This is a genomic window from Methylobacterium sp. W2 (assembly GCF_020662345.1).
Classification (GTDB): Bacteria; Pseudomonadota; Alphaproteobacteria; order Rhizobiales; family Beijerinckiaceae; genus Methylobacterium.
On record NZ_VMOA01000011.1, the window covers coordinates 68,548 to 87,894 of the forward strand.

Here is a 19,347-nt window from a genome sequence, read left to right on the forward strand (position 1 = left end):
GGGGCTGTCAGGCTGCGGCGAGATCCTTTGCGGCAAACGCGAACCTGGATGCCTCGGCGGCAAGAAGTGGCTTGCTCAGGAGGTAGCCTTGGGCCTCCGTGCAGCCTTCGCGACGAACGCCGGTCAGCTGCGCCTCATCCTCGATACCCTCCGCCGTGATGCTCGCGCCCAGGCGTTCGCCGAGACCGACGATGGCGCGGACGATGGCGGCGGTGTCGGCATCGGCGATCTCACGAATGAACGAACGGTCGATCTTGATCTTGTCGAAGGGAAAGCGCCGCAGGTAGCTGAGCGACGAGTAGCCGGTGCCGAAATCATCCAGGGCAATGCGAATTCCGAGCGCGCGTAGCCGGTGAAGGCAAGCGGTCACACTGTCCACGTCACCGATCAGCACGCTCTCGGTGATCTCCAGTTCCAGACGGTTCGGCGGCAGGCCGGACGCGGCCAGAGCCGATACGACGCAATGTTCCAGGCCGGGCTCCGTGAATTGCACGGCCGAGACGTTGACCGCGACCCGGAGATCGCCTGGCCAGGCTGCCGCTTCTCGGCAGGCTTCCCGCAAGGCCCAAGTACCGAGGGGGACGACGAGCCCCGTCTCTTCGGCCAACGGAATGAAATCCGCGGGCGAGACGATCCCTCTCAGGGGGTGGTTCCAGCGTATGAGCGCCTCGAAGCCGCTGGTCGTGTCGGTGGCAAGGTCGATGATCGGCTGATAATGCAGCTCGAACTCGCCCAGCCGAACGGCTTCGCGCATATCGAGTTCGAGGACGTTGCGCGCGGCGATCGCCGCATCCATGGCGGGTTCGCAGAAGCGGAACGTGCCCCGACCGGCCGCTTTCGTGCGGCCGAGGGCGATGTCGGCGTTCTTCAGCAATTGGTCCGGGTCGCTGCCATCCTGTGGCCCGACGGCGATGCCGATGCTGACGCCGACGCTGACCGAACGACCGTCGAGGTCGAAGGGAAGCTTCAGCGCCTCGATCACCTCCTGCGCCGTGGCACTGGCATTCTGAGGTTGGTCGAGTCCCCTCAGCACGATGGCGAACTCGTCGCCGCCCAGGCGGGCGACGGTGTCTCCTTCGTGAATGGTCGCCGTCAACCGCTCGGCGACCTTGCGCAGCAGGCTGTCTCCCGCTTGGTGACCAAGGCTGTCATTGACGGCTTTGAAGCGGTCCAGATTGCAGGCGAGAACCGCGAAGATGTGTCCACGCCGTTCGACATTGTCCATTTCGCGGCCGAGCCTGTCGCGGAACAGCACGCGATTGGGCAAGCCGGTCAAGGCATCGTGCAACGCCAGATGCTCCAGCTGCTGTTCCGCATGCTTGCGCCTCCCGATATCGATATGCGTCCCGACGATGCGCAGGGGCAGGCCTTCCGCGTCGCGTGTCACCACCTTGCCGCGCGACAGGACCCAGCCATAGGCTCCGGCCTTCGTCCGCATCCGGAGCTCGCATTCGAAAACCGGTGTCCGTCCGTCGATATGGTCCGATAGAAGCCGCCGGGCTGTTGCGGCATCGTCGGGGTGCGTCAACTGTTCCCAGGCGCGCACATGCCCCTCGATCTCGCCCGGTTCGTAGCCGAGCATGGTTTGCCAACGGTCCGAGAACCAAACGTCGTCCGTGGGGATGTCCCGATCCCAGAGGCCGTCGCTGCCGCTGTCCAAGGCGAAGGCGAGCCGTTCCTCGCTCATTCGCAGTGCCGTCTCGGCGGCCTTGCGGTCGGTGACGTCGCGCAGGGACGACACGTAGCCGACGGGATCGGAGTTGCCCGGTAGCCGCGTGATCCTGAGGCAAGCCTCGATCCACACCCAGGACCCGTCCTGACGACGATGGCGCTGGGTCGTGATGGCCCCTTCGATCCGGCCTTCCACGAGATCGGAGAGTACCTGCCCATAGTCGGAGACATCGTCCGGATGGGTGAAATCGAGGGGCCGAGTGCCAATGATGTCCTCCGGGCGATAGCCGAGGACGGCCGTCGCGGCAGGTGACACATACCGGCGGATCGTATCGAGATCGGACCAGATGATGATGTCAGTGGTGTTCTCGGCGAGGAGCCTGTAGGCGGCTTCGCTTTCGCGCAGGGCGTGATTGGCCCGGCGCATCCGGTCGACGAACAGGGCGAGTGCCGCGAAACCGAGGATGGTGAGCATGACCGCGGCGATGCTCGCGGCGAGCGCGAAGCGCGGTAGACTCGATGCGGCGTCCGGCTCGGTCATGTTCGGGACGAGCTCGACCGCGCCCATGGCGCCGAAATGCACGCCCGCAATGGCGACGGTCAGGAGCGTCGCGGCCACGGCGTTCGCGTATCTGAACGTGTCGCGCGCGAAGACCAGGAATGCGGCGGCGGCGATGGACCATCCGACCACCAGCGAGGCCGCCAGGAGCGCCCAATTCCAGGTGAAGGTCGCGGAAACCCGGAGACTCGCCATGCCCGCGAGATGCATCGCCACGATGCCACCCCCCAGGATCACCCCGGCGCTCGCTGTCGCGAGGGGCGAAGGACCATGCCGGAAAATGGCGAGCGCCACCACCGAACCGAGAATGGCGACGAGGAGCGAGAAGAGGGTAAGATTCAGATCGTAGCCGATCGCGAGGCCGGGATCGTAGCCTAGCAATCCGATGAAGTGGGTACTCCACACCCCGGCCCCGGCTGAGAAGCCCGCTGCCGACAGCCACCCCCACTTCTCAAATCCCTGGCTCCGGTAAGACTGCCGAGCGAGCCTGATACTGGTATGGCTCGATACCCAACATACGATGGCAGCCAGCGGCATGACCCATTGGTCGTGCTCTTTGGCAATGCAGTGAAAGGCACGAAGCATCCAACGACAGCCTCTGGCCAACTTAGGGCCGACACTGCCAAAGTGCGGTTTAACAAATTCAGAATTTTAGGCGCAAAATGTAATACAGGCCTGCTTAACCAGTAGATTTATCAAATGGATCCGGTTCTTCCTGCCTTGGCATCGACCCGTTGCCATGACTATTGCCGGCTGCCGATGTCCCTTGACGACCCTTGCCGTGCATGGCGGCGGACGATCTTCGTTGGGGCGTGCGCATCGCCCGCCGCTTTGAGGAGGTGGACCGGCTATTTCCAGCCGCCGCCGGGCAGGCGGCCGTGATAGGGCGTGTTGCGGCAATGGCCCCACGGCCCGCGCCAGTAACCGGGAGGGCAGCCATTGCCGGCCCGTGCTTGATACCACCCGCCCGGAAGGCGTCCGACATAGGGTGTCGAGCGGCAATGGCCCCACGGGCCACGCCACGCTCCGGGGCCGCAGCCGCCGGCGACGCTCAGCACCGGAGCCTCGCTCGCGGGGTTTGAGGCGATGGGAAAGGCCATCGCTGGCAGCGATGCCAGGCTACAGATGGCGGCCAGGGCGGCGAGGCGTGTCTTCACGGTGCTGATCCTCTCTTGACGAGGGAATTACGCATGAGGATGTGACGGCCAGCAACCAACACCATGTGCGGCGGTTAGCGAAGCCTATCGACGAACTGAACATTCATCGATGAATGTCGCCAGGGTGGACGCGAGTACTCTGGACGCCTCCTGTCAAGGGTCGCGAAGTCCACTGAACCTGGCTTCCAGACGCGCATCGCTTAGAACGTCCATTCCCCGCCCGCCATCCAGCATCGCGGGCGCGCCGCCATTGCCGTGCATGCCTTCTTCCCTTCTCATCCCAGTCCTCGCCGAGGGAAGACGGTGTGGTTCGCGCGCGCCGGCCCTTCGGATCACGGCGTCGCGCCCTCCAGGACGCCATTCCGGGCGGCCATCCGCACCCGGTTCGCCGCGTCGTCGGCCTGGGCGAATTGCGCGGTGTAGAGGCGCCGGTATGCCCCGTCCGCCGAGAGAAGCGCCTCGTGCCGTCCCTGCTCGACGATGCCCTCGGAGCCGACAACGACGATCCGGTCCGCCTGGCGGATAGTGGCGAGGCGATGGGCGATGACGAGGGTGGTACGGCCCTCGGAAAGCTCCACGAGAGAGCTCTGGATCGCCTGTTCGGTCTCGCTGTCGAGGGCCGAGGTGGCTTCGTCGAGGATCAGGATTGGCGGGTTCTTCAGGAACACGCGGGCGATGGCGAGGCGCTGCTTCTGGCCGCCCGAGAGCTTGACGCCGCGTTCGCCGACGACGGTGTCGAGGCCGTTCGGCAGGCCCTCGATCAGCGCGGAGAGTTTGGCCTGTTCCGCGGCCCGGGCGATCTCCGCCTCGGTGGCGTCGAGCCGGCCATACGCGATGTTCTCGCGGATCGTGCCCGCGAACAGGAAGACGTCCTGCTGCACGATGCCGATCTGCCGGCGCAGCGAGGCGAGGGTGAGATCGCGAATGTCGATGCCGTCGATGGTGATGCGCCCGCTCTCCACCTCGTAGAAGCGCGGAATGAGCGAGCACAACGTCGTCTTGCCGGCCCCGGACGGGCCGACGAAGGCGACGGTTTCCCCGGCCGCGATGTCGAGATCGAGCCCCGACAGGACGGGCTGGCCGGCGGTGTAGCCGAAGCTCACCTCCTCGAAGCGGATGTCCCCCCTCAAGGCCGGCACGGAGACAGCGCCGGGGCGGTCGACGATATCGGGTTCGGTGGCGAGCAGTTCGGCGTAGCGCCGGAAGCCGGCGACCCCCTTCGGGTAGGTCTCGACGACGGCGCCGATCTTCTCGAGCGGCCGGTAGAACACCCCCACCAGCAGCAGGAAACCGATGAACCCGCCGGGCGAGAGCTCGCCGCGCACGACGAAAGCCGCGCCGCCGAGCAGCACGACGATCTGCACGAGCCGCATGCCGAGATAGTTGATCGACAGGCTGGCGGCCATGATCCGGTAGGCTTCGAGCTTGGTCTCGCGGTATTTCCGGTTGTCGGAGGCGAACAGGCGCCGCTCGTGCGGCTCGTTGGCGAAGGCCTGCACCACGCGGATGCCGCCGACATTCTCCTCGATGCGCGCGTTGAAGGCAGCGACCCGGCCGTATTGCGTCTGCCAGTTCCGCGTCATGCGGCCGCCGTAGCGGAGGGTCACGAACGCGATCACCGGCAGGATGGCGGCGGTGAGGAAGGCCAGGGGTGGGTGGACGTAGACCATCAGCGCGAAGGCGCCGATGAGCGTCATCACCGCGATGAAAAGGTCCTCCGGGCCGTGATGGGCGACTTCGCCGATCTCCTCCAGGTCCTTGGTGACGCGGGCGACGAGGTGGCCGGTCTTCTGGTTGTCGAAGTAGCGGAACGACAGCTTCTGCAGATGGTCGAAGGCACGCCGGCGCATCTCGGTCTCGATATTGATGCCGAGAACGTGCCCCCAATAGGTCACCACCACCATGAGGCCGGCATTGGCCACGTAGATCACCCCGAGACCGAGGGCGGCGAGCACGATCAACTGCCAGTCCTGGCGCGGCAGCAGCACATCGACGAAGGCCTTCACGGCCATGGGGAAGCCGAGTTCGAGCAGGCCCGACAGGACGGCGCAGCCGAAATCCACGAGGAACAGCGTCCGGTGCGGGCGGTAATAGGCGAGGAAGTCCTTCAGCATGATGCTTTCGTCAGGTGATCGACGGGGCAGAGGGCGCCGCAGGAGGGGACGCCCGGTATGCGGTAGCGCATACAGCAAACCCGTCGCCGCCGCTCCTCGCCACCTCGGAAGGCCTGCGCCAGCAGGCAGCGGCCGAACGCTTCGCCTCCGCAACGGCCGAGGCATGCTTCCGCCCGCGAGAAGGCAGGCACCGCGTCGCGGCTTAACTCGCGCAGGGCGAAATCGGCGGTGACGCCGGCATTGCACCAGAGAACATGGCGGGACAGACCGTAATGAGTCTGGCACAGATCGAAGAACGGTCGCAGGTGGCCCTCGATCAGGGGATCGAGGCCGGGCTCCGGGCCGGCGTGCCGGTCGTCCTCCTCCGCCACGATGAAGCGGGAGACGATGCCGTTCTCGTCGAGTTCGAAGCCGACCCGATCGAACCCGATCGGCAGGGCACGGCCGAGGCGGCTGAGTGCGGTGAAGTAGGGGATGATCAGGGCGGGGAGGTAGTACTGCGTCCAGAGCGAGACCAGGGCGCGACGGTCGGCAGTCTCGAAGCCTTCGCCTGACGCCCTGCCGAACCCGTCCACCACCTCGTCGAAGGCCGCCTTGCAGCCGAGGATCGAGAGCGGCCGGGCCTCGGACCGGGACGGAGCCGTGGCGATCCGGCAGCCGAAGGCCGACAGAGAGGGCGGAACCAGCGCGGCGAGCTGATCGATCATGCGCGCCCCGCGACCCGATCGGCATCAACGGTCCGGCGGATCGTCGCGCGCAGGGCAGTGAAGGCGACGGCGTAGAACAGGATCGCGGCGGTGAAGTAGGCCGGCCAGCCGATATGCGCCGCGAGCGCCGGCGCGGCGACCCGCAGCGGCAGCGCGGCGAAGAATGCCGCTCCGAACAGGAGCGCGTAATCGGTGGCGGGACGAGGCCCCTGCGCCCAGCGATAGATCATGTTGAACACCGGCACTCCGAGCCCTCCGCCGCTGACGATGCCGAGGGTCGTCGCCGCGATCGCGAGAGCGGCCGAACCGGTGGCGGCGCCGGCGATCATCAGCCCGCCGCCGGCGATCACCCCCAGCGCGGAGACCGTGATGAGTCGCAGGGTGCCGACCCGTCGCACGAGGACGCCCGAGACCAGGGCCATGACGAGGTTGATGACCGGCGAGAGAGAACCGGTGACGAACCCGACCTCCCGCAACGGCACCCCGAGATCCAGCAGAGCGAGATTGTTCAGGCCCGAGAGGGCGAACATGGCCGCGAAATACAGGCCCAGGACCAGGATGCGCGGCGCCAGGAGGCGCAAGCGTTCGAAGGGGGCCGTCGCGCGTTCCGCCGGAGCGGCGTCGCGGCGAAGCCGGACTTCCGGGTAGCGGAGCATCGGCAGCAGGCAGAGGAGGTTGAGGCCGGCGATGCCGAGCACGGCGGCCTGCCAGCCGACCGATTCGTAATATCCGACCAGCAGGCCCGCGCCGGCGATGCCGCCCAGCGACGCGCCGGAGAGTTTGGCCGACGCCACAAAGGGGCGCCGGTCGGCGGGCACCGTCTCGACCACCAGGGCTTCGAGGGCGATGTCCATGGTGGCGACGCAGAAGCAGGTTGCCACCGCGAGACCGAGGAGCAGGCCGAGCGGCCACGCCTCACCCCGGCTCAGCACCAGGAGCAGGGCAATGGTCGCGCCCTGCATCAACGCGATCCAGCCGATGCGGTGCGGGAGGCCGGGCAGGCGCAGCCTGTCGATGGCGACGGCCCAGAGAAACGTCAGACCGACGGGCAGGTTGATGAGCTGCAGCAGACCGATATCGGCGAGCTCGACGCCGCGTGCCCGCAGGATCAGCGGGGCGCCGCTTGCCAGAAAGCCCAGCGTGGTCCCGAAGGTGATGTAGAGGCTGAAGAACGGCAGCAGGGGCCGCGCCCGGTGCCACAGTCGGGATGGCCCCTCGAACCAGAGGCCGCTCATGCGTTTCGTGCCGCCGGCCCCGGCCGACTGCCACGAACGGGTATCGCCCCCGGGGACCATCCTCCCGCGCCTTTCATGCCGGCTCCTGCGGAAGGGCGTTTCGACGGGCCTGGATGACGCGGCAATCGGTCAGCACTTCGGCGCGCGAAATGACATGGCCTCCCTGGGGACATCCGGAGCCTTCGTGCTTCTCGCGGCGAGCGTAGTTTTTAAGCAGTCTAATCTGCTGTAATTATTGGACTTTCTTTGGTGTTATGCCGTGCCCGCCCATCGTGCAAGAGTCGCTTGGACGCAGGGTCGCCGGCCTTCGCTCCTTTTGCTGAAGGCGTGGCCGCTATTGCCCCGGCATGGTGAGGATTATCGGCCCGTTGCGCGACGCGATGACCGTATGCTCGTATTGCACCGTGAGGGCCTTCGGCTGGCTGTAGAGGGTCCAGGGGTCGTCGCCGTCCTCGGCGAATGTGGCGCCGAGGGACAGGAACGGCTCGACGGTGAAGACCAGACCCTCCTGCATGATCCGTCGCTCGGAGGCGTCGGGCCAAGTGGCGATCTCGGTCGGCTCCTCGTGCAGTGACAGGCCCACGCCGTGGCTCGCGAGGTTGCGGACCAGGGTGTAGCCGTTCTTCCGGGCGAAGGCGCCCACGGCTCGTCCGATCTCGGCCAGGGGCTTGCCGGTGCCGACCTGGCGCAATCCCGTCCACATCGCCCGGCGCCCGTCCCTGCACAGCCGCTCCACCGCCCGCGTCACCGGCGGCACGGCGAAGGACGCACCGGTATCGGCGAAGTAACCGTCCTTCTCGGCCGACACATCGATATTGACCAAGTCACCCGGGTTGATCCTGCGGGCACCTGGAATGCCGTGGGCGATCTCTTCGTTGACGCTGATGCAGGTCGCCCCGGGAAAGGCGTAGACCAGTTCCGGCGCCGGACGAGCTCCGGCTCCCTCCATGATCCGCCGCCCGATCCCGTCAAGTTCGAGGGTGGTCATGCCGGGCTCGATGGCCTTGCCCATCGCTTCGAGGGTGTCGGCGACGATGCGTCCGATCTGCTTCAGTCCGGCAAGCTCGTCGTCGTTCGACACCGTCATGTGGTCATCCCTTCTTGGAGCCGGAGGAGGCTACGCTCGCGCGGTTCTGCCATCCTCCGCGAGCCCGGCAAAGCCGGGGCCGCTCCGCGAGCGGTTCGCTCCATATCGGTCCGACGGGCTGATGAAGGGCTGGCCCCCGCTCAGGCGGCGAAGGCGCCGCGCGAGCGCAGGGCCTCGATCTCGTCCGCCGAGAGGCCGAACTCCGCCAGCACGTCCTCGGTGTGTTCGCCGAGAAGCGGCGCGTGCCTGCGGGCGCGTTGCGGTGTGCCCGTGAGCTTCACGGGAAAGCCGATATTCGGCACCGTGCCCTCGTTCGGGTGGGGAACCTCGATGCGCATCTGCCGGTGCCGGCCGTGCTCGCTCTCGAACGCTTCCGGATAGGTGTTCATGCGGCCGGCCGGAATGCCGGCATCGAGGAGCAGGGACACCCATTCCTCGGCAGTCCTGGCGGCAAAGCTCCGCTCGAGCTCTTCGATCAGCACTTCGCGGTTGGCGAGGCGCGCGGGGATGTCGACGAAGCGGGCATCCTCGAACAGCTCGGCGCGATCGAGCACGTCGCAGAGCAGGCGCCAGAGCTTCTGGTTGGTGGCCCCCATGACGAAATAGCCGTCGGAGGCGCGGACCGCCTGATAGGGGGCGCTCATGCGGTTGGAGGTCCCGAGCGGCTGCGGGATCCGGCCCGTCCCCCAATATTCCGAAACGTCCCAGATCGAGAAGGCCAGGGCCGCATCGAAGAGCGAGGCGTCGATATACTGGCCCTCGCCGCTCGTCTGTCGACCGATATAGGCGGAGAGGATCGCGTAGACGGTGAACAGCGCGCAGCCGATATCGGCGACGGGCACGCCGGCCTTGACCGGCGGACCGCCCGGATGGCCGGTGACGCTCATCACCCCCGACATCGCCTGCGCCATCAGGTCGTAGCCGGGGCGCTTCGCCCAGGGCCCCGACTGGCCGAAGCCCGAGATGCTCGCATAGATCAGCCCCGGATTGCGGGCGCGCATCGCCTCGTATCCGAGACCGAGGCGCGCCATCACGCCGGGCCGGTAATTCTCCACCAGCACGTCCGCGGTGGCGGCCATATCGAGGAGCAGGTCGCGCCCGGCATCGGATTTGAGGTTAAGGGCGAGGCTGCGCTTGTTCCGGTTCATGTTGAGGAAGCCCATGCTGTCGGGCCCCTTCATCTTGAACCCCATGGCGCTGCGGGTCTGGTCGCCCGTGCCCGGCGGCTCGACCTTGATGACATCCGCTCCGAGATCGCCGAGCAGCATGCTGCAGAACGGCCCCGCCATCACCTGCGTCACGTCGAGGACGCGGATGCCCGCGAGGGGGAGGGGACGGGGTTCTTCGTGCACGGAGTGATCCATCGTGCTCGTTTCCTGTTTTGCGCCGGGGGCGGACGCACCCAGCCGGCGTTGGCGTTACGCGAGAAGGACATGAATCGTCGTGCGCATCTCCTCGCACCGCTTGCGGGGAGAGGGCCGCGGCGACCTCGTCGTCGGCGCGGCGAGGCGGCAGCCGAAGGTGAGGGGGCGATTCCGAAGGTGCCTCATCAAGAGCCGCCCCCTCACCCTCGCTCCGCTCGTCACAGGCACGACGGGGTGCCTGTGCCCCTCTCCCCGCATGCGGGGAGAGGGGAATGCGCTCTAGCTTCGGCTCACGTTGGCGAAGTTAGCAGCGCACTACTCCGCCGGAACCGCCCGTCCCAGGGGCGGGACCACCGGTTCCTCTTCGAACGGCCGCTCCGGGTGCATGGTGAAGGCGAGGCCCGCGCCCAGGAGGCAGAGGCCGATGGAGCCGACGAAGGGGAGGGTCCAGCTGCCCGTCATGTCCACGATCATCCCAAACACGATCGGCGAGATGATCGCCGCCACCGCCGAGCCGGTGTTCATCAGGCCCGCCGCCGTGCCCGAATATTTCGGCGCGATGTCCATCGGCACCGACCAGATCGGGCCGATCACCAGTTCGGCGAAGAAGAAGCCGGAACTGAGCAGCAGCGCCACCAGGGTGAGGTCCCTTGTGAAGAACACGCCGGTGAGGCTCGCCGCCGCGCCGAGGAAGCCGACCACGATGACGCTGAGCCGGGCGAGCTTGAGGTCGCCGGTGCGCTTCAGGATGCGGTCGCTGAAGACCCCGCCCAGCGTGTCGCCGACGACGCCGGCGAAGAACACCCCCGAGGCGAACAGGGCCGAGTTCTTCAAGTCCAGCCCGTAGTTGAGCTTGAAGAAGCTCGGCAGCCAGCCGAGGAACAGCCACAGGGTCCAGCCGTAGCAGAAATAGGTCAGCGTCACCGGCAGCATGCGTCGGGTGAGCCGGCCCCACGGCACGTTCTGCTTGGCGCCCACTTGGCTCGGGGGCGGCAGCACCGCCAATTCCTCCGGCGTGATCGCCGGATGATCCTTCGGGTCGTCGCGGAAGTAGAGGTACCAGACCACGACCCAGGCGAAGCTCGCCACCCCTAAGATGACGAACCCGATGCGCCAGCCGAACTGGTAGATCAGGAAGGCCACGATGGGCGGCGCCACCGCGTTGCCGAGACGGGCGAAGGCATGGGTGATGCCCTGCGCGAAGCCGCGCTTGCCCGGCGCGGTCCAGTTCTGCATGGCGCGGGTGGCGGTGGGGAAGGTGGCGCCCTCGCCGAAGCCGAGGAGGACGCGGGCGAGGAACAGGCTGATGAGCCCGCCCACGAACCCGGTGAGGATCGTCGCCGAGGCCCAGATCAGGCCGCAGACGAGGAGGGTCCGCCTCGCGCCGAACTTGTCGCCCACCGAGCCGCCGATGACCTGGAAGATCGCGTAGGGATAGGCGAAGGCGGACAGGATCAGGCCGAACTGCGTGTTCGAGAGCCCCAGATCCTTCATGATCTCGCCGCCCGCCGTGGCGATGTTCACCCGGTCGAGATAGGTGACGAAATACATCAGGCAGAGCAGGAACAGCACCATGTTCGACGCGGAGACGCGTCTTTTAGCTGGCGTCATCGGGGTTTCCTCGGGTTGAGCGCGCCACCCCGCCCGATCTGAGCGCCGGTTGTTTGTGGGGGACGCGCAAAGAGTGCGATCGGCACGGTCCCCCCTCCCCACAAGGGGAGGGGGGTGCTGCTCAGTCGTCCAGGCCGGAGCGCAGGGCGTCCATCGCCGCCAGGACACCGCCGCGCGTGTGCGGGACGCCGCCGGCCTTGAGACCCATCTCGACGCCCGAGAGCGCCGCCATCAGCATTAGGTCGTTGCATTCGCCGAGATGGCCGATGCGAAACACCTTGCCCGCCAGCTTGGCGAGCCCGGTGCCGAGGGAGAGGTCGTATTTCTCCAGGATCAGATTGCGCAGGGCATCCGCGTCATGGCCCTCCGGCATCACCACGGCGGTGAGCACGGGCGAGTATTCGGACGGTTCCCGGCACAGAACCTCAAGGCCCCAGCCCTCGACGGCGGCGCGGGTGGCGGCGGCGAGGCGCTGGTGGCGGGCGAAAACCTGCGGCAGGCCTTCCTCCCGCAACATGGCGATGGCTTCGCGCAGTCCGTAGAGGAGGTTCGTGGCCGGTGTATAGGGGAAGTAGCCGCCGGCATTCGGCTTCAGCATTTCTTCCCAATCCCAGTAGGAGCGGGGCAGCGTCGCTGTCTTCGCTGCGGCAAGAGCCTTGTCCGACAGGGCGACGAGACCAAGACCCGGCGGCAGCATCAGACCCTTCTGCGAGCAACTCACCGCGACGTCGACGCCCCATTCGTCATGGGCGTATTCGGCCGAGCCGAGGCCCGAAATCGTATCGACGAGGAAGAGTGCGGGGTGGTTCGCCCGGTCGATGGCCCGGCGGATTTCCGCCATCCGGCTCGTGGCGCCGGTGGAGGTCTCGTTATGGACCACCATCACCGCCTTGAACGATTTGGACCGGTCCTCGGCCAGGATCGCCTCGACCTGCGCCGGATCGACCCCGTGGCGCCAGTCGCCGGGGACGAATTCCACCTCGATACCCCAGCGCGCCGCCATCTGGCGCCACAGGGTGGCGAAATGGCCGGTCTCGAACATCAACACTCGGTCGCCGGCCGAAAGCGTGTTGACGATGGCCGATTCCCAGGCGCCCGTGCCGGAGCCCGGATAGATGATCACCGGCGAGCGGGTCTGGAAGATGGCCTGGGCCCCTTCCAGCACCGCCTTGCCAAGCCCGGCGAAATCGGGGCCGCGATGGTCGATCACCGGCATGTCCATGGCCCGCAGGACACGCTCGGGCACCGGGCTGGGGCCCGGAATATGCAGGAAATGGCGTCCGGTCCGTGTCGTCATCGAGATCTCCGCGATGGCCGGTCGAGGGAAAGCTGCGCCCCGGATCGACGCTCCATGGGCCAACGGCACGGAAAATTGCATTCATTTTTTGAGAGGGCAAGAACTATTATGCGAACATCCATCCTCGACCTTACCCCTTTCGGCTGCTAAGTCCGCATTATGGTGCTCGATCCTGTCACTGAACCGGAGGCCGATGCCGGCCTCGACACCGCCGATGGAGCGTGTCTCCCCGTGGTCCCGTCACTGGCGAAATCCCTCCATGGCGAGGTTCTGGCGCGCCTGCGGGACTATATCGTCGAGGGCAATCTCGCCGCCGGCGCGCGGGTGCCGGAGCGGATGCTGTGCGAGCGCTTCGGCATCTCGCGCACGCCCCTGCGCGAGGCGCTGAAGGTGCTGGCTTCGGAGGGGTTGATCGAGCTCCTGCCTAACCGGGGCGCGCGGGTGCGCCAGCTCGGCGCCGAGGAACTTGTGGACCTGTTCGACGTCATGGGTGGGCTCGAGGCCCTGGCCGGACGCTTGGCCTGCGAGAAGATCACACCCGCTGCCTATGCCGAGATCGAGCGGCTGCATCACGAGATGTACGGCTGCTATATGCGGCGCGACCTGCACGGCTATTTCGCCTGCAACCAGGCGATCCACGACCGGATCGTCCAGGCGGCCGATAACGAGCCGTTGCGGACGAGCTACGCCAATTTCGCCGGGCGCCTGCGCCGTGTGCGCTACTCGGCCAATCTCGACGAGAATCGCGACCGCTGGGGCGAGGCGATGCGTGAGCACGAGGAAATCCTCGACGCGCTGCGCCGGCGCGCCGGCACTGAACTCAGCGACATCCTGTTCGGGCATCTGCGCAACAAGCGCCGCGCGGCGGCGGGGCGGGAGACAGCGGGTCCGCCGGACGCCGCCACCGGCGTCGCATCGTGACGGCGGCTCAGCGGCGGGCGTCGTGACAGCGTTCGGCCTGAGCCCGGATCACGTCCGCCGCTTGAAGGATGCCGGCCCGGTCGACGTCGAGATGGGTGGTCGCGCGGATCTGATGCAGGCCGATGGCGCGGATACGCACACCCTCGGCGAGACAGGCCTCGGCGAAGGCGGTCGCGGTGACGCCCAGCGGCTCCACCGAGAAGCACAGGATGTTGGACTGGGCGGCATCGGGCGCGATGGCGAGGCCGGGCGCACCGGTGATGCGGGCCTTCAGCTCGCCGGCATTGGCGTTGTCGAGTTCCAGCTGGTCCACATGGTGATCGAGGGCGTAGAGGCCCGCGGCGGCCAGGATTCCCGACTGGCGCATGGCGCCGCCGAGCCGGTATTTCCACCGCCACGCGTCGGTGATGAAGTGCCTAGAGCCGCACAGAACCGCGCCCACCGGGCAGCCAAGTCCCTTGCTCAGATCGATCCAGGCGCTGTCGAAGCCTTTGGCATAATCCCTGGCGGAGATGTCGGTGGCGGCCACGGCGTTGAGGAGGCGCGCGCCGTCGATATGCGCCTTCATGCCCTTGTCATGGGCGAGATCCCGGATGCGGCGCATGTCGGTGAGCGGCCAGACCGAGCCGCCCGAGAAGCTCGTGGTCTGCTCCACCGAGACCAGCGCCGAGCGTGGCGCCGTGCGGGCGGGCGGGCGGATCGCCGCCTCGAACGCCTCGGGCGTATAGAGGCCGGCCGGGGTGGGCAGAGCCTTCACCGAGACGCCGCCGATGGCCGCCGAGCCGGCGGCTTCGGTGTTGTAGATATGGGACTGGTCGTCGACCACGATCTCGTCGCCGGGCCGGGTCTGGACCAGGATCGAGACGAGGTTGCACATCGTGCCGGAGGGCATGAACACGCCCGCTTCCATGCCGAGGAGGGCGGCGACACGCTCGCACAACGCCAGGGTCGTCGGATCGGAATCGGATTGCTCGTCGCCGACCTCCGCACGGGCCATGGCCTCGCGCATGCCGGCTGTGGGCCGCGTCTGCGTATCGCTATACAAATCGATCATCTGCCGGCCCTGTTTTGCATGCAATCCGTTCGGGCCATTCTAGCCGGTCGGGGCGATCCCGCCACCCTACCGGAACCCGCATCGCTTTGAAGCCGGCGCACGGCACCCCCACGAGGACGATGGATCATGACCGCCACGGCTGAGCCCGCCACCGGCCCGAATCCCGCCCCGTCGCCCGTCGCCGGGCCAGGGCCGATCAGTCCGCGCGCCGCCAACCGCCAGGGGGCCGGCCTGCCGCGCCGCCTCGCCGAGGCCTTGAGCGGCGAGGTGAGGTTCGACGCCTTCACCCGCGGTCGCTATGCCAACGACGCCTCGATCTACCAGATCATGCCGGCGGGCGTGGTCCTGCCCCGCAGCGCCGCCGACATCGCCGCGACCCTGAAGATCGCCGCCGAGCACGACGTGCCGGTGATCCTGCGCGGCGGCGGCACTTCGCAGAACGGCCAGCCCATCGGGCGCGGCCTCGTGGTCGATTGCTCGCGCCATTTCAACGGGATCGTCGCCTACGACCCTGAGGCCGGAACGATCACCGTCGAGCCCGGCATGGTGCTGGAGCGGCTGAACACGCGGGTGAAGGCCGATGGCTGGTTCTTCCCGGTGGAGCCCTCCACCGCCACCCGCTGCACCATCGGCGGCATGGCCGGCAACAATTCCTGCGGCGCGCGCTCCCTGCGCTTCGGCAAGATGAGCGACAACGTGCTCGGGATGGAGGCCCTGTTCCATGACGGCGAGCCCTTCGGCTTCGGCCTCACCGGAAACGAGGCGACGGGGGTCACCGGCTCGCGTCGGGCGGACGACCTCGCCGCCGCCATGCGGGCGCTCGCCGAATCCGAGCGTGACGAGATCCTGCGGATGTACCCTCGGGTGCAACGCCGGGTCGGCGGCTACAATCTCGATGCGCTGATCGAGGCGCGGCCGAACCTCGCCCATCTCCTCGTCGGCTCGGAGGGCACGCTGGCGGCCACCACCAGCGTCACCTTGAAGCTGTCGCGCTTGCCGACGCACCGGGTCATGGGCGTCTGCCACTTCCCCTCGTTCCGGTCCGCCATGGAGACGACGAAAGCGATCGTCGACCTCGACCCCGTGGCGGTGGAGCTCGTGGACAACAACGTCCTGGTGCTCGGCGCCGACATTCCCCTGTTCCGGGCGACGCTCGCCGACATCACCCGCGGCCGTCCGAACTGCCTGCTGCTGGTGGAATTCGCCGGCGACGACCGGGACGCGCTCTTGGCCGACCTTCGGCGTCTCGATGCCTGCATGGCCGATAACGGTTTTGCCGGCGCGGTGGTGGAGGTGCCGGAGCCGATCCGCCAGAAATCGGTGTGGGAGGTGCGCGAGGCTTGCCTCAACATCATGATGTCGATGAAAGGCGACGCCAAGCCCGTCTCGTTCATCGAGGATTGCGCGGTGCCGCTGGAGCATCTCGCCGACTACACCGACGCGGTGACGGAGGTGTTCACCCGCTACGGCACCCGGGGCACCTGGTACGCCCACGCCTCTGTCGGCTGCCTGCATGTGCGCCCGATCCTCGACATGAAGCAGGGCGGCGACGTCGCCAAGATGCGGGCCATCGCCGAGGCCGTGAGCGAACAGGTCCGACGCTTCAAGGGCTCGTATTCGGGCGAGCATGGCGACGGAATCTCGCGCTCGGAATACATCGCGCCGATGTTCGGCGAGCGCCTGACCCGCGCCTTCGAACAGGTGAAGGATGCGTTCGACCCGGAGAACCGGCTCAATCCCGGCAAGATCGTCCGTCCGCTGCGGATGGACGACCGCTCGCTGATGCGGTTCCAGCCGGGCTACGCGGTGAGCCAGCCGCCAAAGACCGCCCTCGACTGGTCGGAATGGGGCGGCTTCGGCGGCGCGGTGGAGATGTGCAACAACAACGGCACCTGCCGGAAGCTCGCCGGCGGGGCGATGTGCCCGTCCTATCGGGCCACGGGCGAGGAGCAGCACCTCACCCGCGGCCGGGCGAACTCCCTGCGGCTGGCGATCTCGGGCCAGCTCGGCGCCGACGCCTTCACCAGCCGCGAGATGAAGCGGACCCTGGATCTCTGTGTCTCGTGCAAGGCCTGCCGCCGCGAATGCCCCACCGGCATCGACATGGCGAAGATGAAGGTCGAGTTCCTGCACCATTACCATGCCCGCCACGGCCTGCCCCTGAAGGAGCGCTTGGTGGCGGCCCTGCCGCTCTATGCCGGTACCGCCGCCTGGCTGGCGCCGCTGCTGAACCTGCGCGACCGGGTGCCCGCTTTGGCGAGGCTGTCGGAGCGGGTCGCCGGGCTCTCGGCACGACGCACCCTGCCACGCTGGCGCAGGCCCTGGGTCGAACAGGGCGAGCCCGCCCATCCCGGCGACGTGACCGGAGATTTCCGGGACATCGTCCTGTTCGGCGACACGTTCAACCGCGCCTTCGAACGGGAGAACCTGGAGGCGGCCGAGCGGGTGCTCATCGCCGCCGGCTACCGTCTGCACCGGGTCCTGCCTCCTCGCGGCCGGCGTCCCCTCTGCTGCGGCCGCACCTATCTCGCATCCGGCCAGACCGGCCGGGCGCGTGAGGAGGCACGCCGTACGCTCACCACGCTGCTGCCCTTCATCCGGGCGGGCGCCCGGATCGTCGGCCTCGAACCCTCCTGCCTGCTGACCTTCCGCGACGAGTTCGCATCCCTGCTGCCCGGCCCTGAGGCGGGGGAGCTGAGCAAGGCGAGCCTGCTGTTCGAGGAACTGCTCGCCGTCGATCTCGATGCCGGGCGGATCGCCCTGCCGCTTGCGGATCAGGGCGGGCGCGTCGCCCACCTGCACGGTCATTGCCACCAGAAGGCCTTCGCCGCCATGGGCGCGGTGGAAACGGTGCTGCGCGCGGTGCCGGGCCTCGACGTGCGGGTGATCGAGTCGAGCTGCTGCGGCATGGCGGGCGCCTTCGGCTACGGCGCCGAGACCATCGACGTGTCGCTCGCCATGGCCGAGCTCTCGCTGTTCCCGGCCCTGCGCAAGGCCGGCCCCGACGACCTCGTGGTGGCCGACGGCACCAGTTGCCGCCACCAGATCCATGACGGTCTCGGGCTCGAAGCGCTCCATGTGGCGCGGGTGCTGGACGGGGCGATGACGGGGTCGGCCGAGCGCCATTGATGGCCTGGGTGGCTCATAGCCTGTTTGATTGGATTTTGCAGCGGATGCCCATGCCAGAGTAGATCATCCAAGCCGACCTCCTCAGGATGAGGTGAAGACCTGGAAAAACAACTTAAACAGAATCTCGGCAGTTCTCGCAAAAGTGGTCACCGGTTTTGCGTCCTGAAAACTGCGGTACTTCAAAGTCCTAGGCGAGGTGAAGCGTTGGCTTGCCAATGCGAACAGGCTTGATCATCGGCTCGTTGGCGCGCTGGATGGTCTGCGAGGTGCGGGCCGCCTTTCTCGAACGGCATCCGCCCGACCCACTCAACGGGCCCATCTAAGGCGCACAGCATGACCGACCTCGAACAGAACAAGGCGAACGTGATCGCCTTCTATCGGTTGATGTTCGACGAGTGCCGGCCGCGTGAGGCCATCGAGCGTTATGCCGGCGATATCTACATCCAGCACAATCCGCATGTGGCGAATGGCAAGGATGGCTTCATCGCCTATTTCGAGCGCATGGCGCGCGAATGGCCGGGCAAGCGGGTGGAGGTGAAGCGGGCGGTCGCCGAGGGGGATCTGGTGGTGCTGCATAGTCGGCAGCACTGGCCGGGCAACCACGATTATGCGGCCATGGACATTTTCCGGCTCGATGGAGGCGGCAAAATCGTCGAGCACTGGGATGTGCTGCAGATCCTGCCCGATTTCTCCGCAAACCAGAACGGGATGTTCTGACACGCGGGATCGCCCGCGCTCCCGGCCCCGCCGATGGACACAGCCCGGCATCTCCGGGCTTTGGTCGAGTGTGGCACGATGCGACGCCCAAAGGGCGATCAGGAAGGAGTCGCGATGACAAAGCCAGTGTTCTTCGTCACCCCGGGCTACGGCGAGCGACTGCGGCAGGCGCTGCACTATTCGCAGGCCGTCAGGATCGGCGACCGGGTCGAAACCTCCGGCCAGGGTGGGTGGGACGACGAACTGCGGATTCCACCGAGCCTCGAGGACGAGATCGCCCAGGCGTTTCGCAATGTCGAACGGACGCTGGAGACCGCCGGCGCCAGTTGGAGCGACGTCGTTCACGTCAATTCCTACCATGTCGGCGGCTTCCCCCCGCAGGTCAACGAGACGATGGCCATGCTCTATCGCCGCTACATGCCCGACCATGCCCCCATCTGGACCCAGCTGGCCGTCGCCGCGCTGGGTCTTCCGGACATGCGCATCGAGATCCGCGTCACCGCCATCATCGCCTGAGCCACTCCGGCAAGCCTTGCGGGCAAGTCTCGCGGGCGAGCCTTCCGGCGGGTCGTGGTGACAGGATGATTCGCATTGACAGAGACGCTCCGGCGTTCGACCTCTCGGTGGGGATTGGATCACTGCCCCCATCGGATTTTCCAGTTCATGACAACGGGTTCGTCACCGCCGGCCGTGTCCGGCGGCCGTGGCGATGTCCGTTTCGGAT

The 19,347-nt window shown here is 67.3% G+C and carries 14 protein-coding genes; 4 read left to right on the forward strand and 10 right to left on the reverse strand.

Annotation, left to right across the window (positions count from 1 at the left end; translation table 11 throughout):
* Positions 1 to 7: 7 nt before the first annotated feature.
* The 9 genes from FPV16_RS08285 to FPV16_RS08325 all read right to left on the reverse strand — a co-directional run bounded on the left by FPV16_RS08285 (position 8) and on the right by FPV16_RS08325 (position 12,802).
* Positions 8 to 2,635: an EAL domain-containing protein gene (locus FPV16_RS08285; RefSeq protein ID WP_319802228.1), complete on the reverse strand. Its 2,628-nt coding sequence runs from the start codon at positions 2,633 to 2,635 to the stop codon at positions 8 to 10.
* A gap of 443 nt (positions 2,636 to 3,078) precedes the next feature.
* Complete coding sequence (locus FPV16_RS08290; protein WP_264483755.1) at positions 3,079 to 3,330, reverse strand: GCG_CRPN prefix-to-repeats domain-containing protein; 252 nt, start codon at positions 3,328 to 3,330, stop codon at positions 3,079 to 3,081.
* Between the two features lie 389 nt (positions 3,331 to 3,719).
* A complete protein-coding gene (locus FPV16_RS08295) occupies positions 3,720 to 5,501 on the reverse strand; it encodes an ABC transporter ATP-binding protein (RefSeq protein WP_227437748.1) in 1,782 nt (593 codons plus the stop codon).
* Positions 5,495 to 6,208 carry a siderophore-iron reductase FhuF gene (gene fhuF, locus FPV16_RS08300; RefSeq protein ID WP_227437749.1) on the reverse strand — a complete coding sequence of 238 codons (714 nt, stop codon included), beginning with the start codon at positions 6,206 to 6,208 and terminating at the stop codon, positions 5,495 to 5,497. Before fhuF ends, FPV16_RS08295 begins: the two co-directional genes overlap by 7 nt.
* Positions 6,205 to 7,443, reverse strand: a complete 1,239-nt coding sequence (locus tag FPV16_RS08305; protein ID WP_227437750.1) for an MFS transporter — start codon at positions 7,441 to 7,443, stop codon at positions 6,205 to 6,207. The genes fhuF and FPV16_RS08305 overlap by 4 nt, the downstream gene beginning before the upstream one ends.
* Positions 7,444 to 7,777: 334 nt before the next feature.
* The gene (gene map, locus FPV16_RS08310; protein WP_227437751.1) at positions 7,778 to 8,530 is read right to left on the reverse strand and encodes a type I methionyl aminopeptidase; all 753 of its coding nucleotides are present in this window, start codon (positions 8,528 to 8,530) and stop codon (positions 7,778 to 7,780) included.
* A gap of 140 nt (positions 8,531 to 8,670) precedes the next feature.
* Positions 8,671 to 9,894: a CaiB/BaiF CoA transferase family protein gene (locus tag FPV16_RS08315; RefSeq protein ID WP_227437752.1), complete on the reverse strand. Its 1,224-nt coding sequence runs from the start codon at positions 9,892 to 9,894 to the stop codon at positions 8,671 to 8,673.
* A gap of 315 nt (positions 9,895 to 10,209) precedes the next feature.
* The gene (locus tag FPV16_RS08320) at positions 10,210 to 11,505 is read right to left on the reverse strand and encodes an MFS transporter (RefSeq protein ID WP_227437753.1); all 1,296 of its coding nucleotides are present in this window, start codon (positions 11,503 to 11,505) and stop codon (positions 10,210 to 10,212) included.
* Between the two features lie 121 nt (positions 11,506 to 11,626).
* Positions 11,627 to 12,802, reverse strand: coding sequence for a pyridoxal-phosphate-dependent aminotransferase family protein (locus tag FPV16_RS08325; protein WP_227437754.1), 1,176 nt, complete (start codon positions 12,800 to 12,802; stop codon positions 11,627 to 11,629).
* Between the two features lie 159 nt (positions 12,803 to 12,961).
* On the opposite strand from FPV16_RS08325, the gene FPV16_RS08330 reads away from it, so the two are divergent.
* Positions 12,962 to 13,723 (forward strand): GntR family transcriptional regulator, encoded by a 762-nt coding sequence (locus FPV16_RS08330; RefSeq protein WP_227437755.1) that lies wholly within the window; start codon positions 12,962 to 12,964, stop codon positions 13,721 to 13,723.
* 7 nt (positions 13,724 to 13,730) lie between these two features.
* Here FPV16_RS08330 and FPV16_RS08335 read toward each other — a convergent pair whose 3' ends face one another.
* Positions 13,731 to 14,777, reverse strand: coding sequence for a threonine aldolase family protein (locus tag FPV16_RS08335; RefSeq protein WP_227437756.1), 1,047 nt, complete (start codon positions 14,775 to 14,777; stop codon positions 13,731 to 13,733).
* Between the two features lie 126 nt (positions 14,778 to 14,903).
* Here FPV16_RS08335 and FPV16_RS08340 point away from each other — a divergent pair, with 126 nt between their 5' ends.
* The 3 genes from FPV16_RS08340 to FPV16_RS08350 all read left to right on the forward strand — a co-directional run bounded on the left by FPV16_RS08340 (position 14,904) and on the right by FPV16_RS08350 (position 19,139).
* On the forward strand, positions 14,904 to 17,906 hold the full coding sequence (locus tag FPV16_RS08340) for an FAD-binding and (Fe-S)-binding domain-containing protein (RefSeq protein ID WP_227437757.1): 3,003 nt from the start codon (positions 14,904 to 14,906) through the stop codon (positions 17,904 to 17,906).
* Positions 17,907 to 18,239: 333 nt separating this feature from the next.
* A complete protein-coding gene (locus tag FPV16_RS08345) occupies positions 18,240 to 18,623 on the forward strand; it encodes a nuclear transport factor 2 family protein (RefSeq protein WP_227437758.1) in 384 nt (127 codons plus the stop codon).
* A gap of 114 nt (positions 18,624 to 18,737) precedes the next feature.
* The gene (locus FPV16_RS08350; protein ID WP_227437759.1) at positions 18,738 to 19,139 is read left to right on the forward strand and encodes a RidA family protein; all 402 of its coding nucleotides are present in this window, start codon (positions 18,738 to 18,740) and stop codon (positions 19,137 to 19,139) included.
* Positions 19,140 to 19,347 lie beyond the last annotated feature (208 nt).

Coding starts and splice junctions, on each gene's coding strand:
- FPV16_RS08290 (WP_264483755.1), bottom strand. CDS start 3,330: ATGGCCTTTCCCATCGCCTCAAACCCCGCGAGCGAGGCTCCGGTGCTG.
- FPV16_RS08295 (WP_227437748.1), bottom strand. CDS start 5,501: ATGCTGAAGGACTTCCTCGCCTATTACCGCCCGCACCGGACGCTGTTC.
- fhuF (WP_227437749.1), bottom strand. CDS start 6,208: ATGATCGATCAGCTCGCCGCGCTGGTTCCGCCCTCTCTGTCGGCCTTC.
- FPV16_RS08305 (WP_227437750.1), bottom strand. CDS start 7,443: ATGAGCGGCCTCTGGTTCGAGGGGCCATCCCGACTGTGGCACCGGGCG.
- map (WP_227437751.1), bottom strand. CDS start 8,530: ATGACGGTGTCGAACGACGACGAGCTTGCCGGACTGAAGCAGATCGGA.
- FPV16_RS08315 (WP_227437752.1), bottom strand. CDS start 9,894: ATGGATCACTCCGTGCACGAAGAACCCCGTCCCCTCCCCCTCGCGGGC.
- FPV16_RS08320 (WP_227437753.1), bottom strand. CDS start 11,505: ATGACGCCAGCTAAAAGACGCGTCTCCGCGTCGAACATGGTGCTGTTC.
- FPV16_RS08325 (WP_227437754.1), bottom strand. CDS start 12,802: ATGACGACACGGACCGGACGCCATTTCCTGCATATTCCGGGCCCCAGC.
- FPV16_RS08330 (WP_227437755.1), top strand. CDS start 12,962: ATGGTGCTCGATCCTGTCACTGAACCGGAGGCCGATGCCGGCCTCGAC.
- FPV16_RS08335 (WP_227437756.1), bottom strand. CDS start 14,777: ATGATCGATTTGTATAGCGATACGCAGACGCGGCCCACAGCCGGCATG.
- FPV16_RS08340 (WP_227437757.1), top strand. CDS start 14,904: ATGACCGCCACGGCTGAGCCCGCCACCGGCCCGAATCCCGCCCCGTCG.
- FPV16_RS08345 (WP_227437758.1), top strand. CDS start 18,240: ATGACCGACCTCGAACAGAACAAGGCGAACGTGATCGCCTTCTATCGG.
- FPV16_RS08350 (WP_227437759.1), top strand. CDS start 18,738: ATGACAAAGCCAGTGTTCTTCGTCACCCCGGGCTACGGCGAGCGACTG.